The following is a 12362-nucleotide window of genomic DNA, read 5'->3' on the forward strand; positions in this document are numbered from 1 at the left end:
GGCGGAGTCGGTCGGGGCGACGCGGACCCCGGCACTGCGGCCGGGGTGACGGATAAAGATGACCGACCTCGCGATTCTCTACGAACATCCGCAGTGGTTCGCGCCTTTGTTCGCCGCGCTCGACCGGCGCGGAGTCGACTACACCGCGTTCGGCGCCGACGGGCATTGGAACCCGGCCGATTCCGCGATCCCGGCGCCGGTGGTGCTCAACCGAATCGCGATGTCGAGCTTCCTGCGCGCCGACGAGCACCCGATCTTCCACACCATCGCGTTGCTCGATCATTGGCGGCGCTCGGGCGCGCGGGTGGTCAACGGGCCCGACGTGATGGCGATCGATGCCTCGAAAGCGCGCCAACTCGCGCTGATCGCCAGCCTCGGCCTTGCCATCCCCGAGACTCGAATCGTCCACCGCGCCGCCGACGTGGAAGCCGCCGCCGCGACGCTCGCCTTCCCGCTCGTCGTGAAGGCCAATATCGGCGGGTCGGGCGCGGGGATCATGCGGTTCGACAACATGGCCGAACTGCGCTGGGCGGTGAACGAGGGCGAGTTGCCCAAGAGCGTCGATGGCGTGTTGCTGGTGCAGGATTACGTGCCGGCGCGCGGCGGCGAGATCACGCGGATCGAAACGCTCGACCGCCAATATCTCTACGCGATCGACATCGCCGGGGGCGGCGCATTCGACCTGTGCCCGGCGGATGCCTGCGTCGCCGATTCGAACATCAGCATGCGCGCGGCCGAGCCTTCGTCCGACTTGGTCGACGCCGCCGAACGGATCGCCGCCGCGATGAACCTCGACGTGGGGGGGGTCGAGGTGATGATCGACGACCGCGACGGCCTTCCGCGCTTCTACGACATCAACGCTTTGTCCAATTTCGTCGCGCAGCCGCTGAACGTACTTGGCTGGGATCCGCACGAACGGCTGATCGATTGGCTCGATACCCTGATCGCGGAGACTCGCTGATGCGTTACGGTTACTGGATGCCGGTGTTCGGCGGCTGGCTGCGCAACGTGCCCGACGAGGGGATGGCGGCGAGCTGGGATTATGTGAAGGCGCTGACGCAACGCTCGGAGCAGCTCGGCTACGATCTCTCGCTGATCGCAGAGCTCAACCTCAACGATATCAAGGGAGTCGAGCAGCCCGCGCTCGACGCATGGTCGACCGCGGCGGCGCTGGCGGCGGTGACCGAGAGTATCGAGCTGATGGTCGCGGTGCGGCCCAATTTCCACCATCCGGCGCTGTTTGCGAAGGCGGCGGCGAACATTGATCGCATCTCGGGCGGGCGCCTCGCGCTCAACGTCGTGTCGTCGTGGTGGGCCGATGAAGCCAAACAATACGGCCTGCAGTTCGACCAGCATGACGACCGCTACGCGCGGACGGAGGAATGGCTCAAGGTCGTCGATGGGCTGTGGACCGAGGATCGCTTCACCTTCCACGGCCAATTCTATTCGACCGAGGACGCGATCTGCAGCCCCAAGCCGGCGAAGCGACCCACCGTCTATGCCGGCGGCGAGAGCGAGAAGGCCAAGACGATGATCGCGACGCAGTGCGACGCGTACGTCATGCACGGCGACGCCGCCGACGCGATCGCGCCCAAAATCGCCGACATGGCGGCGCGGCGCGAAGCGACCGGAGGTGCGCCGATGCAATACGGGATGGCGGCGTACGCGATCGTTCGCGACAGCGAGGTCGAGGCGAAGCGTGAGCTCGAGCGGATCACCACGGTCGACAAGCTGCCCGCAGGCTACGCCAATTTCGACCAGTGGCTGTCGGGCACGCAACTCGAGCGCGAACTCAAGATCCAGGAATATTCGGTGTCCAATCGGGGTTTGCGCCCGAACCTGGTCGGCACGCCGGAACAGTTGAAGGAACGCATCGAAGAATATGAGGCCGCGGGCCTCGACCTGCTCCTTCTCCAGATGAGCCCGCAGGCGGAGGAAATGGAGCGCTTCGCCGCGCAGGTGATGAACTAGGCGTTAGGTCATGGCTTACACTTTTCGCTTGCAAAGTGTAGGGCGTCGACTTACACCCAGGTATGATCAAGTCGTTCCGCAGCAAGGCGCTGAAGCAGTTTGCGGAAACGGGGATCGCGTCAAAACTTCCGGTTCGGAATGCGGACCCGGTGCGACGGCAACTGGCGGATCACGTTCGGGTTCGAAGGGCTGGATGCGGTCGCGGTCGATCTCGAGGAATATCATTAGGCCAAGGAGGGCCCGGTTCAAATGACGTCATTACTGAAGGGCTTGCGACCCACGCATCCGGGCGAAATCCTTCGCGAGGACATTCTTCCCGCGTTGGGTCTCGGCAAGGCCGAGATCGCGCGATCGCTCCATGTTTCGCGTCACACGCTCTATGAGTTGCTGGCTGAACGCCAACCGGTGACGCCGCAAATGGCGCTTCGTCTCGGGAAACTTTGCGGTAACGGCGCAGAGATTTGGGGCAGGATGCAGCTAGCTTATGATTTGGCGACGACGGCATCGAAGATGGTAGACGAACTGTCGCAAATCCCGACGCTCAAGGCCGCCTGACGGAGCGGTCGGTCGGCCTCAAGCCTCCAGCATCTCCGCCAACTGCGTGGGCAGCGCTAGGGGATCGACCGGCTTGGCGATCGTCCCGGCTGCGCCGAGCGTGACGATCGGCAGCGCCGGTGCCCATTGCCGAATAGCGGTGATCAGCGCCGCGCCTTCGCCTTCGCTTTCAAGGAGGTGGACGAGCAACGCGTCATAGCCCGCGGCGTCGCGATGAAGCTCCGACGCGGCGTCGAACCGCGACATCGCCTCCACCGTGAAGCGCCCATCGCTGCTGAGCGCCAGCGCGAGGAGCGCCCGCGTATCCGGATCGTCGTCGATCAGCAGCGCGCGGATCGTCATGCCGCGTCCGCCCGCGCCGCCAGCCGAACGCTGGCGAACCCGCCGCGCGTGACGATCAGATGGTCGACCAGATCGATACCGAGCGCGTCGAGCGCCTGTTCGAGCGCGATCGTGTGTGCGATGTCGGCGCGGCTGCTCTCGCGACGGCCAGACGGATGGTTGTGCGCGACGATCAGCTTCATCGCCCCGACCTCGAGCGCGCGCGCGGCGATGGTGCGCACGCAGAACGGCGTGGTGCTTGGCGTGCCGCTCGAATGCAGCTCGGCGTGGATCAGCCGGTCGTGCGCGGTCAAATAGAGCACCCGGACATGCTCGTTGGGCTCGTCGGCGAGGTGCGCCATCAGGTAGTCGCGCAACGCGCGCGAGTCGGGGAACACCGGGCGCGTGTCGAGGTCGGCGCGCGTCACCTGGAGAAGCGCATGCCTGACCGCCTGGAGCAAGGCGACCGCGCGCGGATCGCCGGTCGCGCGCAATTGCCGCGCGGGCGGCGCCGCAAGCAGCAATGGCAGCGACCCGAATTGATCGATCAGCGTCGCGGCAAGTGCGCGCGGATCGTTCAGACAGAGGGGGTCGAGGAGCCGCTCCAGGGCCTTTCGGGACCGAACTTTTTCACGCGATTGTGGTGCCGGATCGTGCCCAGCCAAAGCAGGAGCAACATCGGATAGCCCCATACCACCGCGCTGACCCAATAAACCACGTGCAGCATGGCGGGGTCGGTCAGCTTTATCAGATGCCCCACGACTTCGAGCAACTGCATGGCCGCCATGCCCATCGGCCAATAACGATTTGCCCGAAAAGCAATCGCCAGCATCAGGATGAGCATCACCGTGTCGACGCCCAGAATGCCCCATTGCACCCCCCGCCACGGATTCGGAATGTAAATCACCCAGTTCAACAGCACCGCCACCACAAACATGATGGCGACAAAGCGCTCGGGCTGTCCGCCACGCCATAAGGCATAGCCGCACGACCCGAGCCACAGGAATGCGAACAGGAAAAATATCACCCTCGATGTCGACCATCGCGGCGTATCCCCGTCAAGGCGTCAGGCGACGCGACGGAGCGGCGAAGGCTTCGGCTTGGCGGCTTCCTCAGTGGTATAGCACGGCCAGTTCGGCCCCCAATCGTCGGGAGTCGCGCCCAGTACCTTGGCGGTACGACCGTATTCGAGATGTGCTTCACCGAGCAAACGACGGCCTTCGACATTCACGCTGAGCGCCTGGGCAAGTTTGGTCAGCGCCGATTGCGCCATGTGCGCTGGCAGTTTGGCGTCGGCATATTGCTCGATCGTCGTGGCGACGAGGTTCGACAGCGCCAGGATCGACTTGTCGACGTCGCGCTCGGCGGCGAGGACGGCGGCCGAAACCGCCAGGATATTCTGGTATTGCGGATGGTTGGTCGGATCGACGCGCATAGAGCCTCCTTCGCGCCAGACCGGGCCGGGCGCGCTCTAGTTAGGGACAGCCTGCGTCAGTGAGAAAGCGAACGGAGTAAGGTCGCCAATCCGTAGAGAGCACCGACCCCGGCACTGACCGCGAAAAAGGCAAAGCCGATGATCACGGTAGCCGCCAGTATCAGCACGCCTCTGGTCGTCGTCGACAAATCACCCGGCCTCGCTCCTCCGATGATTTCCCCGATCATCCCGCGCCAATCGGTGCGGGCCGGGGTATCGCCGAAGCGCCGGCGGTCGAGGACGAAATCGTTGAGTGTGCCGCTCAGCCGATCGCCCCCGACCGAGGAGAGGGATGGCGGCTGGACGGCCCCGCCCGCCAGCCCCAGATTCTCGTATGCGAGTTTCTGGGGGGCGATTTCGGCGTCCATTTCGCGCGCGCCTTCATGCTTGGCAAGCATCAAGGCGGCATGCTTGCGGTCGCGCGCGCCGAGCTTGGTCTTCGCGGTGGCGATATAGGCGTCGACGGTGCCGGTCGCGATTCCCAGCTTTCGCGCGATCTCGCCCGATCCCATCAATGCCCGCACCCCGCGCAGGCACTCGCGTTCGCGTGGCGTCAGGGAAGCGAAAACGGAATCGTCCATGCGGCCGCTTAAACCATGTTTCGGCGGCAATTTACAGATCGAACGCTGGCCGCTGTCCCATTGTTGGCTATTCGGCCTTGATTTGGGGCACGTCGTAGCGGGCTAGGATGGCGCCGATCGCCGGTTTTTCGCGGCGAAGGATCGTCTCGACTTGCTGCTTCAACGCCGGGTCGGTTTTGCGGACCCCCATCGAGATATCGTAGACCATCGGCCATTGCGCGCGATCGAGCCATGGCGTGACGGGCTCGACTCGCAACGGCACCGCCGATCGCTTGGCGAAGTAGCCGGCAAGCGGGCCCCAGGCCATCGCGACGTCGATCCGCTTGTCGGCAACCGCGCGGACGATCTCCGCCGGCGGGTTGGGCCGCGCATAGTCCCCGTAGAGCATGAACCCGCGCACGTTCCTGATGATGCCGCGCGCGGAAAGCGCATGCGCCGGCGGCGTATTCATGCCGTCGTCGCCGACCATCTGGATTCCGATCGAGAGCGTCTTGAGGCGCGGATCGTCGAGCGTCAGCCCGGCGAGCGGGCGGTCGGCGCGAGTCACGAAGACGTAGGTCGAGCGGTAATAAGGACGCGTGGTGGCGACCATTTCGACCCCGCTCGCGACCCCTGGCCAGATGTCGCACTTCGCTTCGTTGAGCGTGTTGCGGACGTAACCGCGGCGCTGCGCCCACCAGACATAGCGGACGTCGCGGCCAAGATCGTGCGCGACCAGATCGGCGATGCGATTCTCGAATCCCTGGCCGGCCTTGTTCGAAAAGGGCAGATTGTTGGGATCGGCACAAACCGTCAGCACCGGCTTGGCGGCGTGCACCGAACAGCCGGCGAGCAGAACCGCGACAAGGACCGCCGCGCGCTTCATGGCACCGCAACCGCGCCCCAGGGCTGCCCGCCGAGCTTGACCGTCCGTTCGATCGTGTTGGTCTTGAGGTCGATCACGGTGATGTCGCCCGACAGCCCGCCCACCGCGTAGAGGCGGCGTTCGTCGGGCGACAGCGCGATTCCCCAGTTGCGCTCGCCGACCGGGAAGGTGCCCACCACCGCGCGAGTCGCGGGGTCGATTTCGGCGACGTGGTTGCCGCGGCCGAGTGCCACGAACACGCGCTTGCCGTCGCGCGTGATCCGCATCTCGACCGCCTGTACCGGATCGATCTGCGGCAGCAACTCGACGAGGTCGATCGTGTGGATGATCTGGCGGGTGGCGGGATCGAAGATCGAAATCGTCCCGCGCTGTTCGGACGAGACCCAGGCTTCCTTGCCTTGCTTGATGAACAGCACCGATCGCGGGCGGTTGCCGACGATCACGCTGTCGATCAGCTTGCAGGCGGCGGGGTCGATGAAATGCGCGGTGCTCGCGGTTTCGGAGGTGACGATCAGCGTCTTGCCATCCGGGCTTATCCCGACGCCTTCGGGCTGCGCGCCAACCGGGACTTCGCACACGGCTTTGTCCGACGCGACATCGATGATGCTCGCGGTGCTGTGATCCTCATTGGCGACGTAGATTTGCTTGCCGTCCGCGCTCACTGCGAAGCGCTCGGGATCGCTCCCCGAATTGAGCGATCGCACGATCTTGCGGGTCGAAAAATCAATCACGTCGATCCGGTTGGAATTTCCCGCCGCGACATAGAGCAACTTGCCGTCGGGCGAGACGACCATGCCGCGCGGGCGCTTGCCGGTCTTGACGACGCCCTCCTCCTCGCCGGTCGCGCCGTCGAACACGTGGAGCAGATCGAGCTTCTCGTCCGAGACGAACACGGTGTCGTGCGGCCCCGACGGCGCCGCGTGGCACGACGCGAGTAGCACCAGCGCGCACGCGCCCCCGTAACGCTTCACTTGGGCCCTGCGGTCGTGGTCGTATAATCGTTGGTGGTGCCCGGCGGCGGCGCCCAGCCGTTATGCGCGTCGGCCTCCTTCGGCACCGGCGCCGGCCGCTGCCCCGGCGTATTGCCGGTGTTGGCGGCGATCGTCGCGGGCAGCGATAGCGACCGGACATAGGCGGAGAGCTGCCACAATTGCTCGTCGGGCAGCTTGCCGCCCCAGCTCGGCATGCCGTTGGGGCGGCCTTCGACCAGGGTCTGGTGGATCTGCGCGAGCCGTCCGCCATAGATCCACACGTCGTCCATCAAGTCCGGCCCCATCCCGCCGCCGCCGCTGGAGTGGCAGCCCGAGCAATTGTATGCCTTGAACAGCTTCATGCCGGTGGTGACCGCTTCGGCATTGTCGTAATAGGGCAAGGCGCGCTGGTCGTCGGTGACGAGGCTGTTGGGCTCGCCCGGCAACAGCGCGGAGGTGATGACGCCGGGGCGTTCGGGCGCGGCGCGAGCCATCTCGGCATCGTGCTGGTGACAGGCGGACACGAGCAGGATGAGCGCCGCGCCGCCCACCAGGGCCGCGTCAGTGCGGGAGCGTGAAGACATACAGCGTCCCTCCTGCGGTGGTGTATTTGGGCAAGTCCGACATCGCGTTGACCATGCCCAACGCGGCGGTCCCGTCGCGCGGATCGACCGGGCCCGAGACGATCGCGCCCGACCATCCGCCGACGCCGCTCAGCACCGCGATGTACTGGTGACCGTCGGGCCCGCGATAGCTGATCGGCTGGCTGATGATCCCGCTGTCGAGCTTCTGTTGCCAAACGATCTTCCCGTTGGTCGCATCGACCGCTTTGAACCAGCCGTCCATCGTGCCGTAGAAGACGAGATTGCCTGCGGTGGTGACGGTGCCCGACCAGATCGGGAATTTCTCCGCGATCTCCCAGGCCGGCTTCCGCAGGATCGGGTCCCATGCCGTGAGCGTACCACGATGCCCGTCGCCCGGGCCGGGCTTCATGTGGACCTCCGCCCCGACATAGGGCGTGCCCGCAATGTAGTTCACCTCCAGGTTCATCCAGTCCATGCACATATTCTCGTGCGGGATGTAGAGCAGGCCGGTGACCGGGCTGAACGAACTCGGGTTCCAGTCCTTCGCGCCGCTCGCGGTCGGGCAGATGTCGCGCGTGACCTGGCCGACCTTGGCGATCTTGTCGGGGTTGACGATCAGCGCGCCGGACTTGAGATCGACGCCCTTGGACGAATTGATTGGCCCGAAGGGGTCGGCCGACAGCACTTGGCCGGTCTCGCGATCGATGACGTAGAAATAGCCGTTGCGGTCGGGGTGCGCCAGGACGTGGTGGATTTTCCCACCGAACGGCATGTCGAGCAGGATCTGCTCGTTGATCCCGTCATAGTCGTCGGTGTCGTGCGGGGTGAACTGGTAATACCATTTGGCGGCCCCGGTCGCCGGGTCGCGGGCAAAGAGCCCGGTGGTCCACTTGTTGTCGCCGGGGCGCTGCTCGGCGTTCCAGGGCCCGGCATTGCCGGTGCCGTGCAGCACCTGGTGGAGATCGGGATCGTAGGTGAACCAGCCCCACATATTGCCGCCGCCGATCTTCCACGCATCGGCGGGCCAGCTCTTAACGCCGAGGTCGGCACCGCGGTCGGAGGCGTAGAACGGCTTGAAATCGCCACCGATCATCACGTCCTTGTCGGGGCCGGTATTGTACGCCTTCCATACCAATTTGCCCGAGCCTTCGTCGAGCGCGGCGACCCAGCCGCGCACCCCGAGCTCGCCCCCCGAATTGCCGACATAGACTCGGCCATCGGCGACCAGGGGCGCCATCGTCATCGTCTCGCCGAGGTTGATGTTGCCGAGCTTGGACTTCCACAGCGGCTTGCCGGTCGCGGTGTCGACCGCGATCGTCTGCCCGTCGAGCGTGTTGAAGATGTACTTGCCCGCATCGTAGGTGCCGCCGCGATTGACCACGTCGCAACACGCCACGCCTTGCGCGGCCGGCGCCGGCTTGGGCGAATAGCTCCATTTCAGCGGCGCGCCGGGCTTGGTCAGATCGAGCGCGTAGACGATGTTGGGATAGGCGGTGACGATGTACATCGTATTCCCGGCGACGATCGGCGCGGCTTCCTGCCCCTTGTTGACGCCGAGCGAGAAGGTGATCGCGGTCTTCAGGTTGCGGACGTTCGCCGGGGTGATCTCGTTCATCGCCGAAAAGCGAGTCGAGGCGTAGTTCTTCGACGGCATCGTCCATTGCCCGTCGTCCTGCGGTGATCCGCCCGGCGCGGGCTTGGCCTTGCCCATGTTGGTGGTCGGCGGCGCCAGCGCGTGGCCGATCTGTTCGCGGGTAAACACCATTCCCGCCAGGACCGGAGCGGGCATCTGCGGCGGCGGTCCGGTATAGCCGTCGGTCGCGGTCGGCGCGGCCAGCTTTTCCGCGCCGAACACCGCGACTGGAATGACGATGATAGCGGCGACGATTCCAAGGGTCAGGCGTCGGTTCATGGCTTGTCCAATGTGTAGAGATAGTAGGCGATGGCGGCGGCCTGTTGCGCGGTGAGGCCGAGTTCGGGCATCGCGCCGCCGGGCTCGACCGCTTGCGGGTGCTCGAGGAAGCTCCGCAGATTGGCGGGCGTGTTGGGCAGCTTGCCCGCAATCACCTGGCGCTTCGCGATGCCTTGCAGCGTCGGCCCGACCTTGCCGTGCGCGCCGGGCACGCCGGGCACCGTATGGCATGCGGCGCAGCGCGACGCGATCAGCGCGCGCGCCTCGCCATAATCGCGCGGTTGGCTGCACGCGGCGAGCGGGACGAGCGCGAGGAGCATCACCCGAGGCATCGCGGCACCATCGCGAACCCGGCCAGCGTCAACAGAGTCACCACGCCAAATCCTCCTCCAAGATAGATGCCCCACAGCGCGATGAAGCGCGTGCGGCCATGTCCCACCTCGACCAAAGCGTCGTGTCCGCCCTCGCGTTCCTCGCGCACCGACTGAAAGATGCGCCACGACGCGAACCCGGCGGCACAGGCAGCCACCGCGGCGAGCGCCAGCAGGATGATCGACGCCAGCCGGGTCCAGTCGTAGCCGGGCATCGGCATCTCGAGATGTTGCGGTCCCGGAAAACACGGCCAGCTCGTCAGCATTTCGCCGAGCGAGAGCTGGCTGAGCCAGGCGAGCGGTCCGGTATAGAGCAGCAAGGATGCGACAACGCCCGACAACTGGGCGCGCTCGGGGGCGGGATCAGGTTCTGCAGTCATCGCGCGAATCCCAGGTACGGAGATAGGTAGTAGGTCGTGAACACGCACAGCCAGACGGCATCGACGAAGTGCCAGTAGAGCACGCCCCCCGACACGACGATCCGGCGCCGCGGCGAAAAGAAATCGAACGCGACCCAGCCGAACAGGCATGCCAGGATGATCAATCCCGCCACCACGTGCGCCATGTGCAGCCCGGTCGTCGTGAAATAGAGCGAGCCGTAGCTGGTCGTCCCCATGCCGTAGCTCTTGCCCGACCATTCGTAGAGCTGGACGAGCGCGAACGCCGTGCCCATCACGAACGCGCCGCCGAGCCCGATCAGCGCCTGGCGGCGGTCGCCCTTTTCGACGCCCTTCTCGCCGAACCACGCGACGCCGCTCGACGCGAGCAACAGGATCGTGTTGGGCAGTGCCGGAAACAATTTGGGGTGAGGTTCGAGCAACCAGCCGGGCAAGGCAGTCGCGCCGACATAATAATAACTGAACAGCAAATAGCCGAACAACGCCGCCTCGCTGGCGATCAGCGCACCGACGCCCCAATGGCCAAGACCAAACCGCCCGACCGGTCCGACCGGCAGGTTTTGCGGTTGGGCGACGACCATCTCAGCCATGCGCCGGCTCCCGTTCGAGCAAGCGCCGGCGCGGCCATAGCCACAGGATCAGCGCGCCGAGCGTCAGCAGCATTCCGACCGCGATCGCGGCCCAGGCCTTGAACAGCAACGCCGCGAACAGGAATATCAGCGCAACGGCGAGCGAAACCGGCGCCCAGCTATCCTCGGGCATTTCGACGATTCGGTCGGGCTCGGCGTCCATCGGCGAGGTGATCAGCGTCTCCTTGCCCTGGTCGAGCATCATCCCGCGATGGAGCGAGCTGCGATTGCGGCTCTCGTCGAGCGCCTCTTCCCAAAGCGGATGGCGCGAGGCGATCGTCGGAATCACCGCGAAATTGTAGGGCGCCGGCGGCGACGGCACCGACCATTCGAGCGTCGGTCCGCCCCACGGATCGGCGGTTGCGGGCGCACCGCCGCGCCAGCTCTTGGCGACATTGATGAAGAACAGCAGGATGCCGATCGCGAACAGGAAGCTGCCCGCCGTCGTGATCTGGTTGAGCGTCGTCCAGCCCATGTCTGGGCCGTAAGTCCAGATCCGCCGCGGCATGCCGAGCAGGCCGGTCAAGTGCATCGGCAGGAAGGCGAGGTTGAATCCCAGGAACGACACCCAGAAATTCCAGCGGCCGAGCCGTTCGTCCATCATCCGCCCGGTCAGTTTGGGGAACCAGAAATAGGTCGCGCCCATCACCGGAAAGACGTTGATGCCGATCAGCACGTAATGGATGTGGGCGACCACGAAATAGGTGTCGGTCAGCTGCCAGTCGACCGGCACGCTCGCGGTCATGAACCCGGACACGCCGCCGATCACGAACAGCAGGATCATCGACGCGAAGAACCGGAACGCGGTGGTGATGACCGGCTTGCCCATCCAGATCGTCGCCAGCCAGGCGAACACCGCGACCGCGCTCGGCACCGTGATCACGATCGACGCGCCCGAAAAGAAGCTGAGTGAGAGACCGGGCAGGCCGGTCGCGAACATGTGATGGACCCACACCCCGAACCCCAGCGCCATCGTCGCGACGGTGGACAGCGCGACCAGCGAATAGCCGACCAATGGTCGTCGGCAGAACACCGGCAGCCCGTCGGACACCATGCCCATCGCCGGCAGCACGATCGCGTAGACCCAGGGGTGGCCGAAGATCCAGAACAGGTGCTGCCACAGCAACGGCTGGCCGCCGCCCGCGGGCAGGAAGAAGCTCGTCCCGAACTGGCGGTCGAGCCACAGCAGGAAGAAGGCGAGGCTGACCGCGGGCACCACGATCAGGTTTGCGACGCTGGCGGTCAGCGTTCCCCAGATCAGGATCGGCAGCCGGTTGATCGACATGCCGGGCGCCCGGCACTTCAGCACGGTGACGACGAAGTTCGCCGCCCCGACGCTGGTCGAGACGCCCAGGAAGATCATCCCCAGCGAATAGAAGTCCTCGTTGAGGCCCGGATTGAAGTCGCGGCTGGCGTAGGGGACGTAGTTGAACCAGCCGTCGTTCGGCCCCGCGCCCATGGCGAAGCCCGCATACATGAAGAGACCCGCCGCCAGGTAGATCCAGTAGGACAGCGCGTTGAGCCGTGGGAAGGCCATGTCGCGCGCGCCCAGCAGCAGCGGCCACAGGTAGTTGGAGAAGCCCGACAGGATCGGCAGGGCGTACAGGAAGATCATCGTCATCCCGTGCGTCGAGAATAGCTGGTTATACCGATCGGGCGTGAGCAGGTGCTGGTTGGGGCGGGCGAGCTGCACGCGAATGATGAGGGCTTCGATCCCGCCGAACATCAGG

16 protein-coding genes are annotated in these 12362 nt (G+C 65.5%); 3 read left to right on the plus strand and 13 right to left on the minus strand.

The window, feature by feature from the left end; all coding sequences use genetic code 11:
* Positions 1-58: 58 nt before the first annotated feature.
* The 3 genes from VH326_RS09225 (at position 59) to VH326_RS09235 (ending at position 2526) form a co-directional block, all read left to right on the plus strand.
* Entirely contained in the window at positions 59-961 is a 903-nt protein-coding gene (locus VH326_RS09225) for an alpha-L-glutamate ligase (RefSeq protein WP_329631525.1), read from the plus strand.
* A complete protein-coding gene (locus tag VH326_RS09230; RefSeq protein ID WP_329631526.1) occupies positions 961-1971 on the plus strand; it encodes an LLM class flavin-dependent oxidoreductase in 1011 nt (336 codons plus the stop codon). The genes VH326_RS09225 and VH326_RS09230 overlap by 1 nt, the downstream gene beginning before the upstream one ends.
* A 249-nt stretch (positions 1972-2220) precedes the next feature.
* Positions 2221-2526 carry a HigA family addiction module antitoxin gene (locus VH326_RS09235; RefSeq protein WP_329631527.1) on the plus strand — a complete coding sequence of 102 codons (306 nt, stop codon included), beginning with the start codon at positions 2221-2223 and terminating at the stop codon, positions 2524-2526.
* An 18-nt stretch (positions 2527-2544) separates the two neighbouring features.
* Here the strand turns inward: VH326_RS09235 and VH326_RS09240 are convergent, their stop codons facing one another.
* The 13 genes from VH326_RS09240 to VH326_RS09300 form a co-directional block, all read right to left on the minus strand.
* Positions 2545-2868 (minus strand): response regulator, encoded by a 324-nt coding sequence (locus tag VH326_RS09240; RefSeq protein ID WP_329631528.1) that lies wholly within the window; start codon positions 2866-2868, stop codon positions 2545-2547.
* The gene (locus VH326_RS09245; RefSeq protein WP_329631529.1) at positions 2865-3371 is read right to left on the minus strand and encodes a JAB domain-containing protein; all 507 of its coding nucleotides are present in this window, start codon (positions 3369-3371) and stop codon (positions 2865-2867) included. Before VH326_RS09245 ends, VH326_RS09240 begins: the two co-directional genes overlap by 4 nt.
* 53 nt (positions 3372-3424) lie before the next feature.
* Positions 3425-3874 (minus strand): hypothetical protein, encoded by a 450-nt coding sequence (locus tag VH326_RS09250; protein ID WP_329631530.1) that lies wholly within the window; start codon positions 3872-3874, stop codon positions 3425-3427.
* A gap of 39 nt (positions 3875-3913) precedes the next feature.
* The gene (locus tag VH326_RS09255) at positions 3914-4282 is read right to left on the minus strand and encodes a hypothetical protein (RefSeq protein ID WP_329631531.1); all 369 of its coding nucleotides are present in this window, start codon (positions 4280-4282) and stop codon (positions 3914-3916) included.
* A gap of 56 nt (positions 4283-4338) precedes the next feature.
* Positions 4339-4902 (minus strand): helix-turn-helix transcriptional regulator, encoded by a 564-nt coding sequence (locus VH326_RS09260; protein ID WP_329631532.1) that lies wholly within the window; start codon positions 4900-4902, stop codon positions 4339-4341.
* 67 nt (positions 4903-4969) lie between these two features.
* Positions 4970-5767 (minus strand): substrate-binding domain-containing protein, encoded by a 798-nt coding sequence (locus VH326_RS09265; protein WP_329631533.1) that lies wholly within the window; start codon positions 5765-5767, stop codon positions 4970-4972.
* Entirely contained in the window at positions 5764-6738 is a 975-nt protein-coding gene (locus tag VH326_RS09270) for a PQQ-dependent catabolism-associated beta-propeller protein (RefSeq protein ID WP_329631534.1), read from the minus strand. The genes VH326_RS09265 and VH326_RS09270 overlap by 4 nt, the downstream gene beginning before the upstream one ends.
* Positions 6735-7322: a c-type cytochrome gene (locus VH326_RS09275; RefSeq protein WP_329631535.1), complete on the minus strand. Its 588-nt coding sequence runs from the start codon at positions 7320-7322 to the stop codon at positions 6735-6737. Before VH326_RS09275 ends, VH326_RS09270 begins: the two co-directional genes overlap by 4 nt.
* Positions 7300-9234, minus strand: coding sequence for a PQQ-dependent dehydrogenase, methanol/ethanol family (locus VH326_RS09280; protein ID WP_329631536.1), 1935 nt, complete (start codon positions 9232-9234; stop codon positions 7300-7302). Before VH326_RS09280 ends, VH326_RS09275 begins: the two co-directional genes overlap by 23 nt.
* A complete protein-coding gene (locus tag VH326_RS09285; RefSeq protein ID WP_329631537.1) occupies positions 9231-9554 on the minus strand; it encodes a c-type cytochrome in 324 nt (107 codons plus the stop codon). Before VH326_RS09285 ends, VH326_RS09280 begins: the two co-directional genes overlap by 4 nt.
* Positions 9554-9985 carry a hypothetical protein gene (locus tag VH326_RS09290; protein WP_329631538.1) on the minus strand — a complete coding sequence of 144 codons (432 nt, stop codon included), beginning with the start codon at positions 9983-9985 and terminating at the stop codon, positions 9554-9556. The genes VH326_RS09285 and VH326_RS09290 overlap by 1 nt, the downstream gene beginning before the upstream one ends.
* On the minus strand, positions 9982-10593 hold the full coding sequence (locus tag VH326_RS09295; RefSeq protein ID WP_329631539.1) for a cytochrome c oxidase subunit 3: 612 nt from the start codon (positions 10591-10593) through the stop codon (positions 9982-9984). The genes VH326_RS09290 and VH326_RS09295 overlap by 4 nt, the downstream gene beginning before the upstream one ends.
* The coding region (locus VH326_RS09300; protein ID WP_329631540.1) for a cytochrome c oxidase subunit I at positions 10586-12362 on the minus strand (1777 nt) is incomplete at its 5' end. The genes VH326_RS09300 and VH326_RS09295, both read right to left, overlap by 8 nt.

The organism is Sphingomonas sp. (assembly GCF_036269755.1).
Classification (GTDB): Bacteria; Pseudomonadota; Alphaproteobacteria; order Sphingomonadales; family Sphingomonadaceae; genus Sphingomonas.